This is a genomic window from Sphingomonas sp., from assembly GCF_030145815.1.
GTDB lineage: Bacteria > Pseudomonadota > Alphaproteobacteria > Sphingomonadales > Sphingomonadaceae > Sphingomonas.
This window is the reverse complement of sequence record NZ_JAIXHL010000008.1, coordinates 1-22,476: the sequence shown is the minus strand read 5'-3', so window position 1 is coordinate 22,476 and position 22,476 is coordinate 1. Positions and strand designations below refer to the sequence as shown.

Here is a 22,476-nt window from a genome sequence, read left to right as displayed (position 1 = left end):
CTGCGAAGGCGCGATCATGCGAATCGTGCTTTGGGGACATGCGAAATGCGGCAGGCCAGGTCCGCCTCGCCGCTGGCAACGATCCAGCTGTCACCCGCATCGACGATTCCCGTGCTGAACACCACCGACGACGGGAGATAGCGGCGATCGGCGATCGGGTCGGTGAGCGCGGGCAGCTCCTCGAGCAGAGGCCCCCCATCCTCCTGCCGCAGCAGGGCCGAAGGATCGTCACGGTCCAGCATCGCCCAATAGGTGCGATAGGTGCCGATCGCGCCGCGTTGTTCGACGCCGTGATAGAGCATCAGCCAGCCCTGCGGCGTCAGCACCGGTGGTGTTCCGCCGCCCATACGCAAATTGGTCGCGGTCCCACGCCGCGCGCGCAGCCCGGGCGCATCCAACGGCTTCCAGTGCAGCGCATCGGGCGACTGGGCGAGCTGGATTGCAGGGCCGCCCGCATAGGTGCTGTCGGGTGGCGGCGCGAACCATGCTTCGCCGAGCGGGCGGGTCAGCGCCATAAACTTGCCGCCGACCTTCCCCTCGAACAGGCACATGTCCTTGTTCTGGTGATCGAGCACGATCCCTTCGCAGCGATAATCGAGCCCGTTCACTGACCGGTAGAGCGCGGTGCATTGCCGCTCGTCCGACACTGCGCACACGGTCATGTACCACGCGCCGCCGATCAGGCTGATCCGCGCATCTTCGATCCCGAGACCCATGAACGACGCCGATGGCTCTATCGCCTTGTCGTAATGGACCTTCACCACGCTGCGTCCATCGCCCGCAATCTCGACCGGCAGCAGCCAGGAGAGCGAGGTCAGACCCGACAGGCGCGGGCCGGTGCCACGCAGACGAAAGGTGCGCGGATCGTCCATCTCGATGGCATCGAGCGGGTAGGAATCGAGCACATAGCCGTCGGCCGTCCAGCGGATCGCGCGGGCATGGCCGTCGACCACCGGCTGCGTCAGTGCCTCTGCCACCCGCACCATCAGCAACAGATTGCCGCCGGGCAGGCGGGTCAGCCCGGGATTGAACGCGCCGAGCACATAGGTGCCCGCATCGAGCGACCGGCGCAGCGGCGAGCGCGACAGATCGACATCGTCAGGCGAAAAGATCAGCGTGTCTTCGATCACCGCCTGTGCCCCTTTGATCGCTATGCCAAGGCGCCAAAGCGCGCCGCGCCTTACTCGGTTCCCGGGCCGTCCTGCATGCGGGCATGGTGACGGATCACTTCATCGATGATGAACCGCAGAAATTTTTCGGAGAATTCGGGATCCAGATCGGCTTCGGCAGCGAGTTCGCGCAACCGCGCGATCTGGCGGTCCTCGCGCGCGGGATCGGCGGGGGGCAGGTTGGTCTCAGCCTTGAAGCGCCCGACCGCCTGGGTGATCTGGAAGCGCTCGGCGAGCAGGAACACCAGCGCCGCGTCGATCCGGTCGATGCTCTGGCGATAGCGCTGCAGCGTTTCGTCGCTCATATGTCTGCCCTCCGGTCGCGCTATCGGCCGCGCGGGTGCCTTGTTGCCGCGCTTTCCGCCCCGCGCAACCCCCAGCCACTTGCCTTTACGGCAAGTTGCCGCCATCGCGTCGCCATGAGCGCGACCATTCATCGCATCGGCCGTGGGGCCGAACCCTCACTCGAACCGATGATCGCGCTGGTTGCGGGTGACATGAACCATGTCAACTCGGTGATCCTCGATCGCATGCAGTCGCAGATCCCGTTGATCCCGGAGCTGGCGGGGCACCTGATCGCCGGCGGGGGCAAGCGGATGCGCCCGATGCTGACGCTGGCGAGTGCGCGGCTGCTCGACTATCCGGGCAATCGCCACCACCGGCTGGCCGCAGCGGTCGAGTTCATCCACACCGCGACGTTGCTCCACGACGACGTCGTCGATGGCAGCGACATGCGCCGCGGCAAGCGCACCGCGAACCTTATCTGGGGCAATCCGGCAAGCGTGCTGGTCGGCGACTTCCTGTTCAGCCGCAGTTTCGAGCTGATGGTCGAAGATGGCAGCCTGAAGGTACTCAAGATCCTGTCCAACGCCAGCGCGGTGATCGCGGAGGGTGAGGTCAACCAGCTCACCGCCGCGCGCCGGGTCGAATTGGACGAGGGGCGCTATCTCGACATCATCGGCGCAAAGACCGCTGCCTTGTTCGCCGCCGCGTGCCGCATCGCCGCCGTGGTTGCCGAACGCAGCGAGGCAGACGAGGCCGCACTCGACGCCTATGGCCGCAACCTCGGCATCGCGTTCCAGCTGGTCGACGACGCGATCGATTATGTTTCCGACGCTGGCACGATGGGCAAGGACGCGGGCGACGATTTCCGGGAGGGCAAGATGACGCTGCCCGTCATTCTCGCTTATGCGCGCGGGTCGGAGGAAGAGCGGGCATTCTGGCGCGAGGCAGTGCTCGGTCGCCGCAACGACGACGCCGACTTCGCCCATGCGATCGAACTGGTCCGCTCCAGCCGCGCGGTCGACGACACGCTCGCCCGCGCCCGCCATTATGGCCAGCGCGCGATCGACGCCATCGGCGGATTTCCGGCCAGCGCCGCGAAGGACGCGATGATCGAGGCGGTCGAGTTCGCGGTGGCGCGGGCGTATTAGATTCCCGTCATCGCCGCGAAAGCGGGGACCTATCTCCCGGACTGTCCAACCACGCACCGGCTCGGTGCGCCGATAGAGGAGGAGATGGGCCCCCGCTTTCGCGGGGGTGACGAAAGGGAACGTCGCGATTGCCGCCTTTCACTCCTCGACCGGCTCGTCCGCGTCGTCATCGACGCCGAGCGCGTCTTCCTCGTCCGCATCGAGCGCTTCGCCGATCGCGTCGGCGATCAGGTCGAGCTGTTCGAAGCTGGCGGTCAGCTCGATCGTCTCGCCATCCTCATCCTCGAAATTCAGCAGATAATCGCCCTTGCCGTCTGCCGCGACCGTGAAGCTCGAAACCGTACGTGCCATATCGTGTCTCCTTTCCGATTGGGCGCAACGCGCACCGCGCGATCAAGTGCCATCGCGGCTTCAAGCGACGCGCCGAATTGCGTAGGGCGGGCGGGTGAGCGACCTGCCGATCCATGCCGTACTGCCCGATTTGCTCGCCGCGCTGCGCGGATCGAACAACACGGTGCTGGTCGCGCCGCCGGGCGCGGGCAAGACGACAGCGGTCGCACCGGCGCTGCTGACCGAGCCCTGGTGCGACGGCGAAATCTTGCTGCTCTCCCCCCGCCGCCTCGCCGCGCGCGCCGCTGCCGAGCGGATGGCGGCGCTGGCGGGGGAGAAGGTCGGCGGCACGTTCGGCTATGCCACACGGATGGACACGCGGCGCTCCGCCGCGACGCGGGTGACCGTCGTGACCGAGGGGATTTTTGTCAACCGCATCCAGGCCGATCCCGAACTCGCCGGAGTCAGCGCAGTGCTGTTCGACGAGGTGCATGAGCGCAGCCTCGACAGTGATTTCGGGCTTGCGCTGGCGCGGGATGCGCAGGGGGCGCTGCGGCCCGACCTGCGGCTGGTCGCGATGTCGGCAACGCTCGACGGCGCGCGCTTCTCCACGCTCATGGACGGCGCGCCGGTGATCGAGAGCGAAGGGCGCAGCTATCCGCTGGAGCTGCGCCATCTCGGCCGCCCCGCCGAAGCGCGGATCGACGAACCCGTCGCCGCTGCGATCCGGCTGGCACTGCGCGAGGCGGAGGGCGGCATCCTCGCCTTCCTGCCCGGCGTTGCCGAGATCGAGCGGACCGCCGAACGGCTGGGCGATATTCCCGACGCCATCGTCCACAAGCTGCACGGCAGCCTCGACCCCGCGGCCCAGCGCGCCGCCATCGCCCCCGATCCGACCGGGCAGCGCAAGATCGTGCTGGCGACATCGATCGCCGAAACCTCGCTCACGCTCGACGGCATCCGGGTGGTGGTGGACTCGGGGCTGGCTCGCCGTCCGCGCTATGACCGCGCGGCGGGGATGACACGGCTCGTCACCGAACGCGCGAGCCAGGCATCGGCGACGCAGCGCGCGGGCCGCGCCGCGCGGCAGGGGCCGGGGGTCGCGTACCGGCTGTGGGAGGCGGCGGCGACCGCTGGCCTGCCGCCCTATGATCCACCTGAGATATTGGAAGCCGACCTGTCGGCGCTGACGCTCGATTGCGCCTTGTGGGGTGTTGCCGATCCGCGCGAGCTGCGCTGGCTCGACGCGCCGCCGGCCGCTGCGGTGGCCGAGGCGCGGGCGCGGCTGACCACCCTCGACGCGCTCGACGCCGACGGGCGCCCGACCGCGCATGGTAAGGCGATCGCCGCGCTCCCGCTCCCGCCCCGGCTCGGTCACATGCTGGTGCGCGCGGGGGAGATGGGCATGGCTACCACCGCCGCGCAGGTCGCGGTGCTGCTCGGCGAGCGCGGGCTGGGCGGCAATGACGCCGATCTCGAAACCCGCATGCGCCGCTGGCGCAGCGAACGCGGCCAGCGTGCGGATGCGGCGCGAAAACTGGCGGAACGCTGGGCGAAGCTGGCCCCTTCGGCGCCAGCCAGCACCGAGTCCGGCGCGGAGCAGGTTGCCCTGTGCATCGCCCTCGCCTTCCCCGACCGCATCGCGCGCCGCCCCGATGCGTCTGGCGAGAGCTGGGCATCGGCGGGCGGGCGCGGGTTCAAGCTGGACCCGACTTCCGCGCTCGCCCGCCACGAATGGCTCGCGGTCGCCGAGACGCAAGGAATGGCGGCGGGTGCACGCATCCTCTCCGCCGCGGCCCTCAACCCGGACCAGATCGAAAGCCTGTTCGCCGACCGGATCGAAACGCGCCGCCAGGTTCGCTTCGACCCCGCGACCGGCCGGGTGGAGGCGACGCGCGAGCGGCGGCTGGGCGCAATCCGTCTGTCCTCCGGCCCTGACACGCAAGCCGACCCGGACGAGGTCGCGGCGGCGCTGCTAAATGGTGTGCGCGCGCATGGCCTGGCGCTACTGCCCTGGTCCGACCCCGCACAGGCGCTACGAACGCGCGCGGCCTATGCCGGGCTGGAGGCACTCTCGGACGCAGCACTGACCGCCGATCTCGACGACTGGCTGCCCCCGCTGCTGGTGGGCAAGCGCCGGCTCAATGCGGTTTCGGGCGAGGGACTGAGCCAGGCGCTGCAGAACCGCATCGGGTGGGACGGGCAGAAGACGCTCGACCGCCTCGCCCCGGCGCGGCTCGAGACGCCCGCCGGGTCGAGTCATGCGATCGACTATGCTGCAGAGGGCGGCCCGACCGTCGAAGTGCGGGTGCAGGCGCTGTTCGGCCTCGCGACTCACCCCATGCTGGGCGACGGGACGCCACTGGTGCTCTCGCTCACCTCCCCCGCCGGGCGACCGATCCAGACGACACGCGACCTGCCCGGTTTCTGGAAGGGCAGCTGGGCCGATGTCGCCAAGGAAATGCGCGGCCGCTACCCCCGCCACCCTTGGCCCGACGATCCCGCCGCCGCCAATGCGACGTTGCGGACGAAAAATGCGGATGCACGGCGCAACGGATCGCGATAAGGAGCCAGACCATGTCCACCGCACGCATCTATCAGCGCCCGAAGAACGCCATGCAGTCGGGCCGCGCCCGCACCGATCGCTGGGTGCTCGAATTCGAATCGAATGAGAAGCAGCGCCCCGACCCGCTGACCGGCTGGGCCGGATCAGGCGACACGCGTGCGCAGCTGCGGTTGAACTTCCCGACGCTCGAAGCGGCCAAGGATTATGCCGCACGGGAGGGGATTGACGTCCATGTCGTGCCCGCGCCGATGAAGACGCTCAAGCTGCAGGCCTACGCCGACAATTTCCGCTGAGCGCTAGCCGAGCAGGCTGCTTCCGAGCGCCAGCAACAGCTTCACGTCGATCGCCATACCGCGCCCGCGGCACTCAGCAACGTAAGCGGGGACGTCCGCCAGCTTGACGCGGTGGACGGTGATATTCTCGCCCTCCACCCCGCCGCCCTCGGCCACTTTCGTAAGCCCGTGCGCGCGCACCAGGGTGAAGCTCTCGCTGACCATTCCCGGCGAAGAAAAGAACTCACCAAGCGATTCGATCCGCTCGGCGCGATAGCCGGTCTCTTCCTCCAGCTCGCGCGCCGCGGCGGTTTCGTCCGCCTCGTCATCGCCGCCATCGCCGATCAGCCCAGCGGGCAGTTCGAGGCAGGTGCGGCCGAGCGGGACGCGATATTGCTCGACCAGTAGCAGATGACCCTCATCATCCAACGCAACGATCACGGCCGCGCGAATGCCCCGCGCGCGCGCGACATATTCCCAGCGGCCCTGGCGCTTGGCGGTGATGAACTTGCCCTGCCAGACGGTTTCGACCGGCGCGTCGCTGTCGGGGAAGCTCACAGCTCGATCAGCCGGTCGGGGAGTTCGTTGGCGTCGCCCGCAGTCTTGGGGAAGTGCGTCGTCAGCACCGCGCCGATCCGGGTCACCGCATCGGCCATGCCGCCCGCCGGATCGCCCGCGCGCACCTTGTCCACCAGCGCGACCATCGCCTCGCCCCACACGCCCTCTTCGACCTTCGCCAGAATGGCTTCGTCGGCGATGATCTCGGCGCGGTGTTCGGCGAGGCTGACATAGAGCAGTACCCCGACGCGCTCGGCGGTGCGCTTCTCGGCGCTCGCCTTGAAGAACTGCACCGCGCGCCGCCGCACCCGCCGTCCGCGCACCGCGCCGGGGATCAGCACCCCGCGCCCCGGCAGCGCCCCAAACCCGAAGCGCACGGCCAGGAAGACCACCGCCTGAACCACCACCAGCAAAGCGAGCTGGAGATGCCGCTCCGCCTCACCCCAGCCGCCGGTGAACAACGCCAGCTTGGCGTCGAGCAGGTCGGGGAAGAAAGCGAACAAGCCCAGCGCCGCGAGCATCGCCGCGCCCGCATAGTAAAGCGAGACGTCGTGATAATGATCGGACCAGTCGGTGACGATTGTCACAATCTCGCCATCGGTGCCGCGCTCGGCCTCCGCCACCGCAGCGGTGACGCGAGCATGTTCTTCAGCCGTGAATCGCCGTGCCATCACCATCCCCCCGATGCGCCGCCGCCGCCGAACGACCCGCCGCCGCCGGAAAAGCCTCCGCCGCCGCCAAAACCGCCACCGCCTCCACCCCAGGAGCCGCCACCGCCGCCGCCCCAGGACGATCCGCCGCCACCACCCCAGCCGGGGCCCCAGATCACCACCGGCGCACGGCCGCGGCGATATTTCTTGCCGCGCGCCGCACCGATCACGATGGGAAGCACGACCATCAGCAGGATCACTATCCAGAAGATCAGCACGAACACCCCTGCACCGTCCTTCTTACGCGACTTGCCGCTGTCGATCAGCTGCTTGGCGCGCGCCTCGGCGGCCTCCAACGGGAGTTTGAGTTGCTCGTTGATCGCGGCGGCACCCGCCATGATCCCGCCGGGCATGTCGCCATCCTTGAAGCGTGGAATGATCGTGTCGCGGATGATCATCCCCGACAGTGCGTCGGTCATGATCGGCTCAAGCCCATAGCCGACCTCGATCCGCACCTTGCGCTCATTGGGCGCGACCAGCAGGATGATGCCGTTATCGGCGTCCTTCTGCCCGATTTGCCATTCGCGGCCGAGCTGGTAGCCGAAATCCTCGATTGGATAGCCCTGGAGGTCTGGAACCGTGGCGACCACCAGCTGTCGCCCGGTCGCCTTCTCGGTCGCTTCGGACATCGCGGTCAGCTCGGCCTCCTGCGCGGGACTGAGCAGATCGGCGCTATCGACCACCCGGCCGGTCAGCTTGGGAAAGGACTGCGCCGAGGCCGCTTGCCCCGCAAAGGCGGCGAGCAGCAGCGCAAGAACCAGATGCACGAACCTCATGGTGTTGCTCCCGGTACATTGATTTCACGGATGATCGCGGCACTTCCCGCCAGGATCGCCCCGGGCATATTCCCCGAGCGGATGCGCGGGATGATGGTGTCGGTGATGATCGCCTTCGCCTCCTCGTCCCGCAACACGCCTTCCAGGCCGTAGCCGACTTCGATGCGCGCCTGACGTTCGCTCGGCGCAATGATCAGGATCACACCATCGTCAACGTCGAACCTGCCGATCTTCCAAGCGCGGCCCAGCTCCACCCCGACATCCTCGATCTTCCGGTCGTTCAGCGTCGGCAAGGTGACGACGACGAACTGACTGCGTGTCGCCCGCTCGGTCGTTATCAGTGCCCGCTCGAGCAGCAACTCCTTGTCCGGCGGCAGCAGATCGGCGTTGTCGACCACCCGCCCCGTCAGCGCGGGCACGGTCGGCGATGCTTCTGGCGTCGGGTCAGACCCTGCCGTCCCGCAACCCGCGAGGAGCAGGAGCGGCAGGAAGCGGTGCCCGATCAGTTCCCGTTCCCGAAGTCCGCCTTGGGCGCAGTATCGGCACCCGGCGTGGTCGCCTGGAACGGGGCCATCGGCTTGGCACCATAGAAGATCTTGGCGCCGATCGCGTCGGGGAAGGTGCGGATGGTGGTGTTATAGCTCTGCACCGCCTCATTATAATCGCGGCGGGCGATGCTGATGCGGTTCTCCGTGCCTTCGAGCTGGGTGAGCAGGGTCGCGTAATTGGCCTGACTCTTCAGCTCAGGATACGCCTCCTGCAACCGCTGCAGGTTCAGCGTCACCGCGTTCTGCGCACGGTCGAAAGCCGCGATCTTGGCCGGATCGGTCAAGTCGGCATCACTGACGCGCACCTGCGTCGCGGCGGCGCGGGCCTGCGTCACCTCGACCAGAATCGCCTTCTCCTGCGCCCCGGCGGCCTTCACCGTCGCGACCAGATTGCCGGTCAGATCGGCGCGGCGCTGATACTGATTCTGCACCTCCGCCCATTTCGCCTTCGCAGTCTCTTCAGCCGTCGGAACGCTGTTGAGCCCGCAGGCGGACAGCATGGCCGCGGCAACCAGCGCGGCAACCAGACGAAGCTTCATCGCGATGAGTCCCTCATAGTGTGTCGCATCCATACGACACCGCAAATCTAGGGACGGCATGGGCACTACGCAATGGAAACCGGAAATTTGCGCCGCGCCTGAGCGTTGGGTAGCGTGGATCGGCAATCACAAGGGGGAGCTTATGCTCAAGGAATTCCGGACCTTCATCGCGCGCGGCAATGTGCTCGACCTCGCGGTCGGGGTCATCATCGGCGCGGCGTTCGGGACGATCACCAAATCGCTCACCGACGACATCATCATGCCGGTGGTCGGCTGGATCTTCGGCGGGTTCGATTTCTCGAGCTATTTCTTCCGGCTCGGCCCGATCCCGGCGAGCTATACCGGCTCGGCCTCCAACTATGCCGCGCTGAAGGCGGCGGGTGTGCCGCTGTTCGGCTTCGGCCAGTTCATCACCGTGATCATCAACTTCCTGATCCTCGCCTTCATCGTGTTCCTGCTGGTGCGGACCGTGAACAAGGTGCTGGCCGCCGCCGAACGCGAAAAGGCCGAAGGCACGGCGGAACCCGCTGCCGATCCGGCGGACGTGGTGCTGTTGCGCGAAATCCGCGACGAGCTGAAGAAGCGCAACAGCGCTTAAGCTGCTGCAAGATCCTCGGCGGTGGCGTCCGCCAGGCTGGTGCCGTCGAGGATCCTTGCCGTCTCATCCCGTACGCGGGCCATCGCATGGCGGATCGCGCAGCTCGCCTCGTCCTTGCAGTCGAGGCACGGGCGATAGGCGGTGCGGCTGACGCATGGCACCAGCGCCAGCGGCCCTTCGATCACACGGATGATCTCACCCAGCGAGATCAGGTGATTGGCGCGCGCGAGGCGATAGCCGCCCATCTTGCCGCGCGTCGACAGGATGAACCCGGCTTCGCGCAGATCGGCGAGGATCAGTTCGAGGAACTTGCGCGGCACATTGGCTTCAGCGGCGATCCGCGTCATCGGCGTCGGCGCCCCGTCCCGGGGCTGCTTGGCCAGAAACAGCATGGCGCGCAGGGCATAACGAGAGCGCTGGGTAAGCATGGCACGTTCTTTGCGCGCGGTTTATGGCGATGGGAAGGCCAAATCCCATCGTTCTTGTTAGATTTCGGCACCGAAACCCGCTCTTTTCAATCGGATTGCGGTTTCCTATATCGGTCGGGCCGGGTTCGCCCGGCTATGACGATAAATTGTGGCGTGCAATAGACGCAGCGGACCCGGGGGCAGTACCCGGCGGCTCCACCAGAAATGGTGGTCATACTGGAGACCGTTTCTGACGGGGCCGAACCAGGATCGACGTGTGTTGAAAAGCGCTGTTTTCGTTCGGAATGGGACCACCGCGACGGCCCATACTCACAAGTGCCAACGATAACGAAGCACTCGCTATTGCGGCCTAACCCCAAGTCCTAACGGACTAAGGTTAGACTAAAATGCGCGGTTGGACCGCACCGGGCAACAGAAGCGGATTCCAGCGGTACGGGGGGCACCGGGCAACAGAAGCCCCCCACTATCTCCCCCTCGCCAGCCGTTCCTCATCGACGCTGAACGCCGTACGCCCCTTGCTCACCGGCGGGGTCGCGGTGGCGAAAAAGGCGACACCCCGCCCCGCCGCGCGGTCGATCCATAGCCCCGAGCGCAGGCCATAAGCCTCACCGGCATGACCGATCCGGGTCCTCCCATCGCCGAACAGATCGTCGTCACACCCGACCCGTGCGGTCGGCAACGTGGTCACCGCCAGCCCATACTGGCAGTAAAAAGCGCCGGTCGTGTCGCCATTCATCCCGTCGAAGCGCCATGCGACGCGTTCCATCTCGGCGATCGAGGCGGGTTTCAGAAAGCTTCCGTCATTCCGGATCAGCATCGCGCCGATCACCGCCAGGTCACGCATCGACGCGCGCAGCCCGCCCTGGGGCGAGAACAGCGCGCCATTCTCCCCCAGCCGGTATGCGGCAATGTCGCAGCCCTGCTTGGCGATTACCGGGCAATCGGGCCGCTTCCCGCCCAGATTGTCGAGCGCGACTTCGCCGCTCGCGCGGTACAGCACCACGTGCCGCGCGATCTTCGCGTCCGAACAGGTCGACCAGTTGAAGCACGCGTCCAGCTTGAGCGGCGCGAGCACATGGCGCTGCATCAGCCGGTCGAACCGCTCGCCGCCCGCCTTCTCCATCACGCTCGCAATCACCGGAAAGGCGACGTTGGAATAGCGAAAATAGCTGCCTGGCGCGTGCTGCGCGTCCCACAGCGCCGGCCGCGCAATGACGTCGGCGAGCGGGTCGCCGAGCGGCACGCGATACTCATCGGGATCGATCAGCCCCGACTGGTGCGACAACAAATGCCGCAGCGTCACCGGCGCATCGGGAAAGGCCGGATTGCGCACGCGCCAGCCCAGCACTTCCGACACGTCGCGGTCGAGGTCGAGCTGCCCCGCCTCGACCATCCGCATCACGCCGAGCGCGACCACCAGCTTCGAGATGCTGGCGATCCGCACCGGATCGTCCGCCGTGACGCGGCGACCGGTACTGCGATCGGCCAGACCGCTGGCGCGGGCCGAGGTCACCTCCTTGGCATCGAACGCGACCCGCACCTCGGCCGGGCCAGTGGTGGCACAGCCGGCCAGCGCCACCGACGCGGCGAGCGCGACCGCCCGCCTGCTCACGCCTTCTTGCCCGCGATATAGCGATCGACCTCTTCCTCCAGCACGTTCAGCGGCACGGCACCGTTTGCCAGCACCACCTCGTGGAAATCGCGGATGTCGAACCGGTCGCCCAGCGCGGTTTCGGCTTTCTTGCGCAGCTCCGCGATCTTGAGCTGGCCGATCATGTAGCTCGTCGCCTGCCCCGGATTGTTGATGTAGCGGTTGACCTCGCGCTCGATATCCGCCGCCGAGATCGACGAGTTCGCCTTGAAATAGTCGATCGCCTGCTCGCGGCTCCATTTCTTCGCATGCAGCCCGGTATCGGTCACCAGCCGGATCGCGCGCCACATCTGCAGCGAGAGCATGCCGAATTCGGAATAGGGATCGGCATAGGCGCCCATCTCCTTGGCCAGCCGCTCGGTATAGAGGCCCCAACCCTCGCTATAGACGCTGTAGCCGCCGAAGCGCCGGAATTTGGGCAGCCCTTCCAGCTCCATCGCGCGCGCGATCTGGAAATGATGGCCCGGCGCGCCCTCATGCACCGCGATCCCCTCCAGCTGGATCTTCTGCACCTGATCCATATTGGCGAGGTTGACGTAGTAGATGCCGGGGCGCGAGCCATCGGGCGCAGGGCGGTTGTAGAAGGCGACCGACGCGGTCCCCTCACGCCATTTCTCGACCGCGCGGACCTCCAGCTTCGCCTTGGGCAAACGGTGGAACCAGCGCGGGGCGGCGTCCATCATCCGCGCAATCACCGCGCGCGCTTCGGTCAGATAGGTTTCGCGACCGGCATCGGTGTTGGGATATTTGAACTTGGGATCGGTGCGGATCGCGTCGAAGAAGCTTTCGAGGCTGCCGGTGTAGCCGACGCGCGCCTTCACCGCCTCCATCTCGGTGCGGATCGCCGCGACCTGATCGAGGCCGATCTGGTGGATCTGGTCCGCGGTCAGGTCCGTCGTCGTATTCTGCGCCAGACGGTTGGCATAAAAGGCGGCGCCATTGGGCAGGCTCCACGCGCCGTCATTGCCCTTTGCCTTGGGCTCGATCTCGTCGAGCACCGCGAACAGCGTGTCGAAGCCACGCTTGAACGGGCCGGTCAGCGCCTTCTCGGCGTCGGCGATCAGCGCCACCTTCTCGGCATCGGCGATCTTGAGCGCGCCCACCTTCTTGCGGAAATCGGCCATCACGGTGCTGTCCGCGCCGGAGTCGAACGGGGCGCCGGTGACGACCTTGCGCGCGTCCTCACGCGCAGGCTTGAACACCATTTTGGGCGGGACGATGCCCTTTTTCGCCTGGTCACGCATCGTTGCCGCGACCTCGCGCATCACGCGCTCCACCTCGGTGATGCGGGCGATATAGGCGCGTGCATCGGCCACGCTGTCGACCCGATGGTTATTGATCAGGAACACCGGGATCTGACCCGCCGGGCTGCCATTGGTCGACACCGGAAAGCCGTAGTCGCGGAACTTGTACGCCGCGCGCGACCGCTCGACCTGCGTCTCGAACAGCCGATAGCTCAGCCGCGCCTGTGGCCCGAGCTTTGCCGGATCGAACTGCGCACGCATCTTTTTGAGCGTCGCCTCGGCCATCGCCATCCGCTTCTGGCCATCGGCGCGGGTGTAGTCATCGAGCTTGTCGTAATTGGTCTTGAGGCCCAGCGCGGTCTGCGTTTCCGGGCTCAGCGCGACATTGGCGTCGAACGCGGCATCGAGAAAGGCGTTGAGCCGGGCATCCTCCGCCCGGGTATCGGCAGCGGTCTCCAGCGGCGCGGCGTTCGATACGAGCGCGGGGGCGGCGACCCCAGCGAGCAGAAGGGAAAGAGCAAGACGAAGCGTCACGGGCAAATCCTGTGTCGGAGGGCAATGCCGTCACGCTACCGCCTGTTGCCGACCCGGGCAAACGCCCCACGCAATGAAAAAGGGCCCCGGTTGCCCGGAGCCCTCTTCATTGTCGCAATCGCTAAGGCGATCAGTCGTCGCTGCCGCCGGTCAGGAAGGCGGGAAGGCCGATATTCTCGCCGCCTTCATCCTTCGATTCCGAACGCGCCGGACGGTCATTGCGGTCGCCCCGGTCGCGGCGCGGGCCGCGATCGCGGTCGCCGCCACGGCCACCGTCACGACGGCGATCGCCGCCACGGCCGCCTTCGCGGTCGCCACGCTCGCTCCGCTCACGCGGTTCGCGGGCCGGACGCGTGTCCTCCAGCTCGGCACCGGTTTCCTGATCGACGACGCGCATCGACAGGCGCACCTTGCCGCGCTGGTCGATCTCGAGCACCTTGACCTTGACCTCCTGGCCTTCGGACAGGACGTCGCTGACCTTCTCGACGCGCTCGTTCTTGATCTCGGACACGTGGACGAGACCGTCCTTGCCGCCCATGAAGTTCACGAACGCACCGAAATCGACGAGGTTGACGACCTTGCCGTTGTAGATCTTGCCGACCTCGGCCTCTTCGACGATGCCCTTGATCCAGTTCATCGCGGCTTCGATCTGGCTGACGTCCGACGAGCTGACCTTGATCACACCCTCGTCGTCGATGTCGACCTTGGCGCCGGTGGTCGCGACGATCTCGCGGATCACCTTGCCGCCGGTGCCGATGACGTCGCGGATCTTCGACTTGTCGATCTGCATCGTCTCGATACGCGGAGCGTGGGCCGACAGCTCGGTGCGGGTTTCGCCCAGCGCCTTGTTCATCTCACCCAGGATATGAGCGCGACCTTCCTTGGCCTGGTTGAGCGCGGCTTCGAATATCTCGCGCGTGATGCCCGCGATCTTGATGTCCATCTGCATCGTGGTGATGCCTTCGGACGTGCCCGCGACCTTGAAGTCCATGTCGCCGAGGTGATCCTCGTCGCCCAGGATGTCGGACAGGATCGCATAATCCTTGCCCTCAAGGATCAGGCCCATCGCGATGCCCGAAACCGGGCGCTTGATCGGCACGCCGGCGTCCATCATCGCGAGGCTGCCGCCGCACACCGACGCCATCGACGACGAGCCGTTCGACTCGGTGATGTCGCTGGTCAGGCGGATCGTGTAGGGAAAGTCTTCCTTCTTCGGCAGCACCGGGTGCAGCGCGCGCCACGCCAGCTTGCCATGGCCGACTTCGCGACGGCCCGGCGCGCCGAAGCGGCCGACTTCACCGACCGAATAGGGCGGGAAGTTATAGTGCAGCATGAAATGCTGGTAGCTAAGGCCGTTCAGGCCATCGATCATCTGCTCGGCGTCCTTGGTGCCGAGGGTGCAGGTGGCGATGGTCTGGGTCTCGCCGCGCGTGAACAGCGCCGAGCCGTGCGCACGCGGCAGGAAGTGGGTTTCCGCGACGATCGGGCGGATCTGGGTCGTGGTGCGACCGTCGATGCGCTTGCCGGTCTTGAGGATGTCCCCACGGACGATCTCGGCTTCCAGCTTCTTGGTCAGCTTGATGCCGGCCATGACTTCCTGCGGCGACAGGCCGTCCTCGGTGAACTGTGCCTTCGCCTTCGCGCGCGCTTCGTTCAGCGCGTTCGAACGGGCCGACTTGTCGGTCAGCTTGTAAGCGGCGGCGATGTCCTTGCCGATCAGCTTCTTGAGCTTGTCCTTGATCTTGGCGTTGTCGTCCGACGCGGCCATTTCCCACGGATCCTTGGCGGCCTGCTCGGCGAGCTTGATGATCGCCTTGACGACTTCCTTGCACGCATCATGCGCGAACAGCACGGCGCCCAGCATGATCTCTTCCGACAGCTCATTGGCTTCGGATTCGACCATCATCACCGCGTCGTAGGTCGCAGCGACAACCAGGTCGAGGTCACCCTCGGCAACCTGCTCGTCGGTCGGGTTCAGGATATATTCGCCGTTCAGGTAACCGACGCGCGCGGCGCCGATCGGGCCCATGAAGGGAACGCCCGAAATGGTCAGCGCAGCCGAGGCCGCGACCATCGCCAGAATGTCCGGCTCATTCTCGCCGTCATAGCTCAGCACCTGAGCAATGGCGTTGATCTCGTTGTAGAAGCCTTCCGGGAACAGCGGGCGGATCGGACGGTCGATGAGACGCGAGACCAGGGTCTCCTTCTCGGTCGCGCCACGCTCACGCTTGAAGAAGCCGCCGGGGATGCGACCCGCGGCCGAATACTTCTCCTGATAATGGACGGTGAGCGGGAAGAAATCCTGCCCATCCTTGACGCTCTTGGCAGCCGTGACGGCGCAGAGCACGACGGTTTCGCCGAGCGTCGCCATGATGGCGCCATCGGCCTGACGGGCAACCTTGCCCGTTTCGAGTGTCAGGGTTTGTCCGCCCCACTCGATCGATACGGTCTTCTTGTCGAACATGATATTTCCTTTGGACCGAACGCCCAATGCGCCCGGGGCCTGTGTGCAGGCTGTCCGGCCTGCGCGGTGCGGGGTGACGTCACCCCTGTGCTACGGACCGCTGGCCGAATTGCCGACGATCCAAGAGATTCGGGCGCATGCCCGAAATGGCAAAAAGGCGACCCGAAGGCCGCCTTTCCGGTTACTTGCGAAGCCCGAGCTTCGCGATGAGGGCGGTGTAGCGATCCCCGTCCGTCTTGCGGAGATAGTCGAGGAGGCTGCGACGCTTGTTGACCATCATCAGCAGGCCGCGACGCGAATGGTTGTCCTTCGCATGGCCCTTGAAGTGTGCGGTCAGGTTGACGATGCGCTCGGTCAGGATCGCAATCTGGACTTCGGGGCTGCCCGTGTCGCCTTCGTTGCGGCCATGTTCCTTGGTCAGTTCTGCCTTGCGCTCGGTCGTGATCGTCATGTGTTTTCCTTCGACATCATTCTACAGGTTGAAGCCGCGCACGACGCGGACGTTTCCGTCCGTAACCTCCACCAGCGCGACCGGCGTTTCGCCGTCCAGCGCAAAATGTTGGCCATCATTCGCGGCGATCCCGGTCAATACTTTCCCCTGGCGGAGAGCCCCTGCCTGACCGGGTTCGAGGAGTAGAGCCGGGATGTCGTCCAGCCCCGCCCTCAGCGGCAGGAGGCAGTGTTCAAGGTCGCGCGCCATACCGGATTCGGCCAGTTTGTCCAGCGATATCGCGGATTCGAGGGTGAACGGCCCGGCCTTCACCCGCCGCAGCATGGTGACATGCCCCACGCTGCCAAGCGCCAGCGCGATGTCGCGCGCCAGGCTACGGATATAGGTGCCCTTTGAGACATGCGCGGTCAGCGTCGCCGATTCGGGCGTGGTTTCGCCCAGCGTCAGTGCATGGATCGTCACCGCGCGCGCCGCCAGCGTCACCGTCTCCCCCTTGCGTGCCAGGTCATAGGCGCGCTCGCCATCGACCTTGAGCGCCGAATAGGCGGGCGGCATCTGGTCGATCGCACCGGTGAAGCGCGCCAGGATCGCCGCGATCTGATCGCGCGTGGGTCGCACAGCGGATTCGGCGACCGGCTTGCCCTCAAGATCGAGCGTGTCGGTCTCCACCCCGAACCGAATCGTGAAGTCATAGACCTTGTCGCTATCGAGCATCCGTCCGGCGAGCTTGGTCGCCTCGCCCACCGCGATCGGCAGCACGCCGGTCGCCAGCGGGTCGAGCGTGCCGCCATGCCCCACCTTGGGCAGGTCGCGCAGCTTCGGCCCATAGCCGCTGTCACGCAGCGCGCGCTTGACGGCGCTCACCCCCTGGGTCGAGCCGAGGCCGAGCGGCTTGTCGAGAATGATCCAGCCATGCATCGGCGTGCGATTAGACCGTCAGGTTCACCAAGCCCAGTACGAAGCGCGTGATTGCGTTGATCATCGGTGCGGCAACCCACTCGCCGATCCGGGCATGCGGATCGAGCAGCGGGATCGCCACCACGGTCGCGATCACCGCCAGCACCACCAGCCGCCCCGCGCGGCGCAGCTTCTGGCGCAGCGGAACCGGAAGAAGCGCGCTGAGCGCTCGTCCCATGTCGAATGGCGGAACCGGCAACAGGTGGAAACTCGTCATGCACGCATTAGCGAGGATGAAGTTGAACAGATTGGCCGTGACCAGCCACGCAACCCCCTTGGACGGCATCGCGCCGCCGGACGCCGCGACCAGCGCGCCCAGTGCCATCGCGCCGACCAGCGCCGCCGCGAAGCTCGCCACCGGCCCGGCGAGCGCACTCAGCAGCCGCCGCCGCCGCGCCAGCGCATCCTCGCCCAGCGCGAACGGACGATAACGCGGCCAGCCGAACACCGGTGCGCCCGCCAGCGCCAGCGCGATCGGAACGATCACCGTCCCCACCGGATCGACCGCGCGCAGAAAGCGCGGCAAGCGACTCGGTACCGGTTCGGGCATGTCGGGCTCGGGCGGCAGCCAGCTCGCCGCCATCCGCTGGGCCGAGTCGTGGAGCAGCACTGCGGCAATCGCGGGTATCGCCCACACGGCCAGCGATTCAACAATCGGCTGCATTCTTCCCCCCGACGCACACCGTGGCCGAAGGATGCGCGCAGCTCCACCCGATTCGTGTCAGGCTGCCGTTACGGAACGGGACGTTTAGTCCGCCGCTGCCAGCGCCTCGGTGAAATGGCGACGGCATAAGGCGACATAGCGGTCGTTTCCGCCGATCTCGGTCTGCGCGCCATCGGCGACCGCGCGCCCCTCACCATCGACGCGGAGGTTCATCGTTGCCTTGCGCCCGCAGCGGCACACCGACTTGATCTCGACCAGCGCATCGGACAGCGCCAGCAGCCGCGCCGATCCGGGGAACAGATTCCCACGAAAATCGGTGCGCAGGCCATAGGCAAGCACCGGAATGCCCAGCACATCGGCGACCGCCGCCAGCTGATCGACCTGCGCTGCAGTCAAAAACTGGGCCTCATCGACCAGCACGCAATGCACCGGGCCGTGATCCATCTCCCGCTCGACGTGCAAACGCAGATCGGTATCGGCGGCAAACCCCATTGCGGCGGTATCCAATCCGATCCGCGACGCGATCCGCCCCGCTCCCGACCGATCGTCGAGCGCCGCCGTGAACAGCAACGTCCGCATCCCGCGCTCACGATAGTTGAAATCGGCCTGGAGCAGCGTGGTGGATTTCCCCGCATTCATCGAGGCGTAGTAGAAATAGAGCTTGGCCATCAGGCCATCCAGCTAGCTTTCTTCGCGATCAGACGCCAGCGGCCATCGCGATACTCCAGCGCTAGAATCTCCCCCGCGCCGCAAAGATCGCCGCACGAATATCCCGACTCGATAAAGGCGAAACGGCTTTCATAAGCCGGGGCACCAAACCAGCTGCGCATTTCGCAACGCTTTGGCCACGGCTTGCGGCTCGGCGGAACGATGTCCCTCTCTGCTGCCCGTGCGACCTTCAGGATCGCGCGATCCTCAGCGCGGTTCAGGCGATGCGCGAGAACGGGTTCGAGCGGCTTCTGTTGCTCATCTGACGACTGCCATTCGCTACGATCAACCGCGAAGCCCAAGTCCAGCTTCAGCTTGTCCCAGTCGTCCAGCAAAACCCTGAACTCGGCAAAGGCGGCCCCACCTCCGTGAAGGTCTACGCACATGCCCGAGTCGGAAGAGAATAGTCTGTCGAGCGCCGGACCCTTCGGGACGTGTCCCAAGACTTTCATAGCAAACACGGACCGCAGATCAGCTTCGGTAAGCGGTGGCGGGGTGGCTTGCTGACAGCCAGTCAGCGTGATCGCGACTGCGCCAAGAGCAACAAACAGCCGCGCCGCCGGTGAGGCGGTGATGAGCCTAGTCAGGCTGAGCATCCTTCTCGACGACCCGCGCTACCGCCTGACCGTCGGAAACCTCCCAAACCAGCTTCATGCCCGGCCGCAAGCCCAGCCGATCCCGCAATGCCTTGGGAAGGGTGACGCGACCCCGCGTCGACATGCGAACCGAATGGATCATGATCGCAGGCTAAAGCTGCGGCCCCGTCAGATCAATCCTCATCTCCCAGGTCCCGCGCCACCTTGGGGTCGCGCAACAGCTGTTCGATATGGCTGCCCTCGTCGAAGCTCTCGTCGGCCAAGAATTTGAGTTTCGCCGCGTATTTCATCTTCATCCGCCCGGCGACCTCGCGCTGGAGATAGGCGGTGTTGGTGCGCAGCGCCTTGATCACCGCCTCCTCGTCCTTGCCGAGCAGCGGCTTCACGAAAACGGTGGCGTGGCGCAGGTCGGGCGACATGCGCACTTCGGTCACGCTCACCACATGGCTGGCGAGCACATCGTCATGCACCTCCCCGCGCGCAAGGATGTCGGACAGGATATGGCGCACCTGCTCGCCCACGCGCAGCAGGCGGACGGAGCGGGTTTCGGGGGTGTCGTTGTGTTTCATCGCAGACTTCTACGCCTCTGCCTTCGTTCGGCCGGTCACAAGCGTGTACTCATCTTCCCAAAGCCAGTTTCGCGCACTTTCGAGGCTCGAAAGCCGATCCCTGATCGTCCCGAGGGCGGGGTCGGCGATCAGATAGTCGCTGTCCGAAATACACAACAGAAGCAGTACATAAGGCGCACTCTCATCGATCCACACCTCGTACCAGACTGCTTTTTCAAGCACCTGATGGAGGGGGATCGACGAAAGCTCGCTCAAATCACAGCGTCCGTTCGCGCAGTTCGACCTCGAAGGTTTCGAGATAGTCGCCGGCCTTGATGTCGGTGAAGTTCTGCGTGAACGTCACACCGCACTCCAGACCCGCGCGGACTTCGGCGACATCGTCCTTGAAGCGGCGCAGCGACGCGATCTCGCCCTGATAGATGATGACGTCGTCGCGCGTGATGCGTGCCTTGAGCGCCTTGCGGATCGCGCCGTCGGTGACCAGCAGACCGGCCGCCTTGCCATGCTTGCCCGCCGAGAAGACCTCGCGGATTTCCGCGCGACCGACCACGGTTTCGAACGCTTCCGGGCCGAGCTGCCCGGCCATGCCGGCGCGGATCTCGTCGGTGAGTTCGTAGATCACATCATAATATTTGAACGCGACCTTGTGACGATCGGCGATCTCGCGCGCCTTGGCATTCGGACGGACGTTGAAGCCGATGATCGGCGCGCCCGAGGCCGCAGCCGCGTTCACGTCGCTCTCGGTAATGCCGCCCACGCCGGCGTGCAGCACGCGCGCCTTGATGTCGTCGGTGCTGATCTTGTTGATCGCCGCGACGATCGCCTCGACCGTGCCCTGGGTATCCGCCTTGACGACCAGCGGATATTCCATCGCCTGCTTTTCCTTGAGCGCGCTGAACATGCTCTCAAGGCTCGCCGGGGTGTTGGTGGTGCGCTTGTTCTGGATCACGCTGGCGCGATAGGCCGCAACCTCACGGGCACGCGCTTCGTTCTCGACGACCTGCAGCAGGTCGCCCGCCATCGGCACGCCCGACAGGCCGAGGATCTCGACCGGCATCGACGGACCCGCTTCCTTGATCTGGCGCCCCTTGTCGTCGATCAATGCGCGGACCTTGCCGCTTTCCGCGCCGACCACGAACACGTCGCCGACCTTGAGCGTGCCGCGCGTGACGAGGATCGTCGCGACCGGGCCGCGACCCTTGTCGAGCTTCGCCTCGACCACATTGCCTTCAGCGGCGCGGTCGGGATTGGCGCGCAGTTCCATCAGCTCGGCCTGGAGCTGGATCTTCTCGATCAGTTCGTCGAGATTGATCTTTTCCTTGGCCGACACTTCGACGTCCTGCGTCTCGCCACCCATCGCCTCGACCTGGATGTCATGCTCGAGCAGACGCTCGCGCACGCGCTGGGCATTGGCTTCGGGCTTGTCGATCTTGTTGATCGCGACGATCATCGGGACGCCGGCCGCCTTGGTGTGATTGATCGCCTCGATTGTCTGCGGCATCAGCCCGTCATCGGCGGCGACCACCAGTACGACGATGTCGGTGACGTTCGCGCCACGCGCGCGCATCTCCGAAAACGCCTCGTGACCCGGGGTGTCGAGGAAGGTGATCTTCGACTTGTCCTTCAACGTCACCTGATAGGCGCCGATATGCTGGGTGATGCCACCGGCCTCGCCGCGCACCACATCGGTGCCGCGCAGCGCATCAAGCAGGCTGGTCTTGCCGTGATCGACATGGCCCATGATCGTGACGACCGGCGGACGCGGTTTCAGCGCATCTTCGGCATCCACTTCAGTGTCGAGCACCAGGTCGATATCGCTGTCGCTGACGCGGACGATGTTATGGCCGAATTCGGTCACCAGCAGCTCGGCGGTATCCTGATCGATCGTCTGGGTCAGCGTGACGGGCATGCCCATCTTGAACAGCGCCTTGACCAGGTCCGCGCCCTTTTCGGCCATGCGGTTGGCGAGTTCGGCGACGGTGATCGTCTCCGGCACCTTGACGTCACGGACCTGCTTGGCCTGCGGCTCACGCGGGCCGGTGTGGCGGCGTTCCTTGTCACGCGCACGCTTCAGCGCGGCGAGGCTGCGCGCACGTGCACCATCGTCGCCACCGAGCGCACGGTTGACGGTCAGCTTGCCGCCGCGACGCTCATCGCCCTTGCGATCGCGCTGCTGCGGACGCTGCGGCTCGGGCGCACGCGCCGGAGCGCGATTCGGGCCAAGATTGGTCGCGCGCGGCGCAGCGGCGCCGCCGGTGCTCGCCGGAGCGGCGGCGGCAGCGGGTGCCGCAGGTTCGGGCTTGGCCGGCGCGGGGCGCGGAATTTCGGGGCGCTGCACCGGGGTGAAGCGACGCGGCGCCGGGCGGCTCGGGTCGAGCTGAAGCGCGATCGGCTCCGGCGCAGGAGCGGGAGCCGGAACAGGTGCGGGAGCAGGCGTCGTGGCGGGCGCGACTGGCGCGGCCTTCGCTTCGACAACGGGCTCGGGTGTTGCCTCGACCTTGGGCGCCTTGGCCGCTTCGGCTTCGGCGCGAGCCTTTTCGGCGGCACGGCGCTGCTCTGCTTCGGCAGCCTCGGCGCGCTCACGCTCCTCGCGGCGGCGCGCCTCTTCCAGCGCCTGCATCCGCTGTTCGTCGGCTTCACGCAGCAGGCGGGCCTGCCGCTCCTGCGCAGTCTCGCCCGCCGGAGCGGCGGGACGCGGCGCGGGGGCCGGC

At 66.3% G+C, this 22,476-nt stretch carries 25 protein-coding genes and 1 other RNA gene; 5 read left to right on the top strand and 21 right to left on the bottom strand.

Annotated elements, in window-relative coordinates; genetic code table 11:
* Positions 1–14 precede the first annotated feature (14 nt).
* Both KYX69_RS08565 and KYX69_RS08560 read right to left on the bottom strand, forming a co-directional pair.
* The gene (locus KYX69_RS08565) at positions 15–1,130 is read right to left on the bottom strand and encodes a glycosidase (RefSeq protein WP_300496108.1); all 1,116 of its coding nucleotides are present in this window, start codon (positions 1,128–1,130) and stop codon (positions 15–17) included.
* A gap of 50 nt (positions 1,131–1,180) precedes the next feature.
* The gene (locus KYX69_RS08560; protein ID WP_300496105.1) at positions 1,181–1,474 is read right to left on the bottom strand and encodes a chorismate mutase; all 294 of its coding nucleotides are present in this window, start codon (positions 1,472–1,474) and stop codon (positions 1,181–1,183) included.
* A 114-nt stretch (positions 1,475–1,588) separates the two neighbouring features.
* Here KYX69_RS08560 and KYX69_RS08555 point away from each other — a divergent pair, with 114 nt between their 5' ends.
* Complete coding sequence (locus tag KYX69_RS08555; RefSeq protein WP_300496102.1) at positions 1,589–2,602, top strand: polyprenyl synthetase family protein; 1,014 nt, start codon at positions 1,589–1,591, stop codon at positions 2,600–2,602.
* Positions 2,603–2,740: 138 nt separating this feature from the next.
* Here the strand turns inward: KYX69_RS08555 and KYX69_RS08550 are convergent, their stop codons facing one another.
* Complete coding sequence (locus tag KYX69_RS08550; RefSeq protein WP_066660541.1) at positions 2,741–2,953, bottom strand: hypothetical protein; 213 nt, start codon at positions 2,951–2,953, stop codon at positions 2,741–2,743.
* Positions 2,954–3,047: 94 nt separating this feature from the next.
* Here KYX69_RS08550 and hrpB point away from each other — a divergent pair, with 94 nt between their 5' ends.
* Together hrpB and KYX69_RS08540 are read left to right on the top strand one after the other, a co-directional pair.
* Positions 3,048–5,498 carry an ATP-dependent helicase HrpB gene (gene hrpB / locus KYX69_RS08545; RefSeq protein ID WP_300496099.1) on the top strand — a complete coding sequence of 817 codons (2,451 nt, stop codon included), beginning with the start codon at positions 3,048–3,050 and terminating at the stop codon, positions 5,496–5,498.
* An 11-nt stretch (positions 5,499–5,509) separates the two neighbouring features.
* On the top strand, positions 5,510–5,791 hold the full coding sequence (locus tag KYX69_RS08540) for an ETC complex I subunit (RefSeq protein WP_300496096.1): 282 nt from the start codon (positions 5,510–5,512) through the stop codon (positions 5,789–5,791).
* Positions 5,792–5,794: 3 nt separating this feature from the next.
* Here KYX69_RS08540 and KYX69_RS08535 read toward each other — a convergent pair whose 3' ends face one another.
* The 5 genes from KYX69_RS08535 to KYX69_RS08515 all read right to left on the bottom strand — a co-directional run bounded on the left by KYX69_RS08535 (position 5,795) and on the right by KYX69_RS08515 (position 8,901).
* Positions 5,795–6,328 carry an NUDIX hydrolase gene (locus tag KYX69_RS08535; RefSeq protein WP_300496093.1) on the bottom strand — a complete coding sequence of 178 codons (534 nt, stop codon included), beginning with the start codon at positions 6,326–6,328 and terminating at the stop codon, positions 5,795–5,797.
* Complete coding sequence (locus KYX69_RS08530) at positions 6,325–6,999, bottom strand: TPM domain-containing protein (protein WP_300496090.1); 675 nt, start codon at positions 6,997–6,999, stop codon at positions 6,325–6,327. Before KYX69_RS08530 ends, KYX69_RS08535 begins: the two co-directional genes overlap by 4 nt.
* Entirely contained in the window at positions 6,999–7,814 is an 816-nt protein-coding gene (locus tag KYX69_RS08525; protein ID WP_300496088.1) for a TPM domain-containing protein, read from the bottom strand. Before KYX69_RS08525 ends, KYX69_RS08530 begins: the two co-directional genes overlap by 1 nt.
* Complete coding sequence (locus KYX69_RS08520; RefSeq protein ID WP_300496086.1) at positions 7,811–8,233, bottom strand: TPM domain-containing protein; 423 nt, start codon at positions 8,231–8,233, stop codon at positions 7,811–7,813. Before KYX69_RS08520 ends, KYX69_RS08525 begins: the two co-directional genes overlap by 4 nt.
* 83 nt (positions 8,234–8,316) lie before the next feature.
* A complete protein-coding gene (locus KYX69_RS08515) occupies positions 8,317–8,901 on the bottom strand; it encodes a LemA family protein (RefSeq protein WP_300496084.1) in 585 nt (194 codons plus the stop codon).
* Between the two features lie 142 nt (positions 8,902–9,043).
* Between KYX69_RS08515 and mscL the strand changes: the two genes are divergently transcribed.
* On the top strand, positions 9,044–9,499 hold the full coding sequence (gene mscL / locus KYX69_RS08510) for a large conductance mechanosensitive channel protein MscL (protein WP_300496082.1): 456 nt from the start codon (positions 9,044–9,046) through the stop codon (positions 9,497–9,499).
* Here the strand turns inward: mscL and KYX69_RS08505 are convergent.
* Positions 9,496–9,927, bottom strand: a complete 432-nt coding sequence (locus KYX69_RS08505; protein ID WP_300496081.1) for an Rrf2 family transcriptional regulator — start codon at positions 9,925–9,927, stop codon at positions 9,496–9,498. The genes mscL and KYX69_RS08505 overlap by 4 nt on opposite strands.
* Positions 9,928–10,006: 79 nt before the next feature.
* Here KYX69_RS08505 and ssrA point away from each other — a divergent pair.
* Positions 10,007–10,392: a transfer-messenger RNA gene (ssrA, locus tag KYX69_RS08500) on the top strand.
* Here the strand turns inward: ssrA and KYX69_RS08495 are convergent.
* The 12 genes from KYX69_RS08495 to infB form a co-directional block, all read right to left on the bottom strand.
* On the bottom strand, positions 10,391–11,539 hold the full coding sequence (locus tag KYX69_RS08495; RefSeq protein ID WP_300496078.1) for a serine hydrolase: 1,149 nt from the start codon (positions 11,537–11,539) through the stop codon (positions 10,391–10,393). The two genes, ssrA and KYX69_RS08495, sit on opposite strands and share 2 nt — an antisense overlap.
* Positions 11,536–13,356, bottom strand: a complete 1,821-nt coding sequence (locus KYX69_RS08490; protein WP_300496076.1) for a DUF885 family protein — start codon at positions 13,354–13,356, stop codon at positions 11,536–11,538. Before KYX69_RS08490 ends, KYX69_RS08495 begins: the two co-directional genes overlap by 4 nt.
* A 130-nt stretch (positions 13,357–13,486) precedes the next feature.
* Positions 13,487–15,820 (bottom strand): polyribonucleotide nucleotidyltransferase, encoded by a 2,334-nt coding sequence (gene pnp, locus KYX69_RS08485; protein ID WP_300496073.1) that lies wholly within the window; start codon positions 15,818–15,820, stop codon positions 13,487–13,489.
* A 181-nt stretch (positions 15,821–16,001) separates the two neighbouring features.
* A complete protein-coding gene (gene rpsO, locus KYX69_RS08480) occupies positions 16,002–16,271 on the bottom strand; it encodes a 30S ribosomal protein S15 (protein WP_300496071.1) in 270 nt (89 codons plus the stop codon).
* A gap of 21 nt (positions 16,272–16,292) precedes the next feature.
* Complete coding sequence (gene truB, locus KYX69_RS08475; protein ID WP_300496068.1) at positions 16,293–17,189, bottom strand: tRNA pseudouridine(55) synthase TruB; 897 nt, start codon at positions 17,187–17,189, stop codon at positions 16,293–16,295.
* Positions 17,190–17,199: 10 nt separating this feature from the next.
* On the bottom strand, positions 17,200–17,892 hold the full coding sequence (locus KYX69_RS08470; RefSeq protein ID WP_300496065.1) for a hypothetical protein: 693 nt from the start codon (positions 17,890–17,892) through the stop codon (positions 17,200–17,202).
* Positions 17,893–17,976: 84 nt separating this feature from the next.
* Positions 17,977–18,561: a thymidine kinase gene (locus KYX69_RS08465; RefSeq protein WP_300496062.1), complete on the bottom strand. Its 585-nt coding sequence runs from the start codon at positions 18,559–18,561 to the stop codon at positions 17,977–17,979.
* A complete protein-coding gene (locus KYX69_RS08460) occupies positions 18,561–19,196 on the bottom strand; it encodes a hypothetical protein (protein ID WP_300496060.1) in 636 nt (211 codons plus the stop codon). Before KYX69_RS08460 ends, KYX69_RS08465 begins: the two co-directional genes overlap by 1 nt.
* Complete coding sequence (locus KYX69_RS08455) at positions 19,180–19,338, bottom strand: AbrB/MazE/SpoVT family DNA-binding domain-containing protein (protein WP_300496058.1); 159 nt, start codon at positions 19,336–19,338, stop codon at positions 19,180–19,182. Before KYX69_RS08455 ends, KYX69_RS08460 begins: the two co-directional genes overlap by 17 nt.
* A 31-nt stretch (positions 19,339–19,369) precedes the next feature.
* The gene (gene rbfA / locus KYX69_RS08450; protein WP_300496056.1) at positions 19,370–19,765 is read right to left on the bottom strand and encodes a 30S ribosome-binding factor RbfA; all 396 of its coding nucleotides are present in this window, start codon (positions 19,763–19,765) and stop codon (positions 19,370–19,372) included.
* Positions 19,766–19,774: 9 nt separating this feature from the next.
* Complete coding sequence (locus KYX69_RS08445; protein WP_300496054.1) at positions 19,775–20,020, bottom strand: hypothetical protein; 246 nt, start codon at positions 20,018–20,020, stop codon at positions 19,775–19,777.
* A gap of 1 nt (position 20,021) precedes the next feature.
* A partial coding sequence (gene infB, locus KYX69_RS08440) for a translation initiation factor IF-2 (protein ID WP_300496052.1) occupies positions 20,022–22,476 on the bottom strand: 2,455 nt, incomplete at its 5' end.

Excerpts from the sequence above, each read along its gene's own strand:
- KYX69_RS08560 (WP_300496105.1), bottom strand. The coding sequence starts at position 1,474 with ATGAGCGACGAAACGCTGCAGCGCTATCGCCAGAGCATCGACCGGATC.
- KYX69_RS08555 (WP_300496102.1), top strand. The coding sequence starts at position 1,589 with ATGAGCGCGACCATTCATCGCATCGGCCGTGGGGCCGAACCCTCACTC.
- KYX69_RS08550 (WP_066660541.1), bottom strand. The coding sequence starts at position 2,953 with ATGGCACGTACGGTTTCGAGCTTCACGGTCGCGGCAGACGGCAAGGGC.
- KYX69_RS08540 (WP_300496096.1), top strand. The coding sequence starts at position 5,510 with ATGTCCACCGCACGCATCTATCAGCGCCCGAAGAACGCCATGCAGTCG.
- KYX69_RS08530 (WP_300496090.1), bottom strand. The coding sequence starts at position 6,999 with ATGGCACGGCGATTCACGGCTGAAGAACATGCTCGCGTCACCGCTGCG.
- KYX69_RS08525 (WP_300496088.1), bottom strand. The coding sequence starts at position 7,814 with ATGAGGTTCGTGCATCTGGTTCTTGCGCTGCTGCTCGCCGCCTTTGCG.
- KYX69_RS08515 (WP_300496084.1), bottom strand. The coding sequence starts at position 8,901 with ATGAAGCTTCGTCTGGTTGCCGCGCTGGTTGCCGCGGCCATGCTGTCC.
- mscL (WP_300496082.1), top strand. The coding sequence starts at position 9,044 with ATGCTCAAGGAATTCCGGACCTTCATCGCGCGCGGCAATGTGCTCGAC.
- KYX69_RS08505 (WP_300496081.1), bottom strand. The coding sequence starts at position 9,927 with ATGCTTACCCAGCGCTCTCGTTATGCCCTGCGCGCCATGCTGTTTCTG.
- pnp (WP_300496073.1), bottom strand. The coding sequence starts at position 15,820 with ATGTTCGACAAGAAGACCGTATCGATCGAGTGGGGCGGACAAACCCTG.
- rpsO (WP_300496071.1), bottom strand. The coding sequence starts at position 16,271 with ATGACGATCACGACCGAGCGCAAGGCAGAACTGACCAAGGAACATGGC.
- truB (WP_300496068.1), bottom strand. The coding sequence starts at position 17,189 with ATGCATGGCTGGATCATTCTCGACAAGCCGCTCGGCCTCGGCTCGACC.
- KYX69_RS08470 (WP_300496065.1), bottom strand. The coding sequence starts at position 17,892 with ATGCAGCCGATTGTTGAATCGCTGGCCGTGTGGGCGATACCCGCGATT.
- KYX69_RS08465 (WP_300496062.1), bottom strand. The coding sequence starts at position 18,561 with ATGGCCAAGCTCTATTTCTACTACGCCTCGATGAATGCGGGGAAATCC.
- KYX69_RS08460 (WP_300496060.1), bottom strand. The coding sequence starts at position 19,196 with ATGCTCAGCCTGACTAGGCTCATCACCGCCTCACCGGCGGCGCGGCTG.
- KYX69_RS08455 (WP_300496058.1), bottom strand. The coding sequence starts at position 19,338 with ATGATCCATTCGGTTCGCATGTCGACGCGGGGTCGCGTCACCCTTCCC.
- rbfA (WP_300496056.1), bottom strand. The coding sequence starts at position 19,765 with ATGAAACACAACGACACCCCCGAAACCCGCTCCGTCCGCCTGCTGCGC.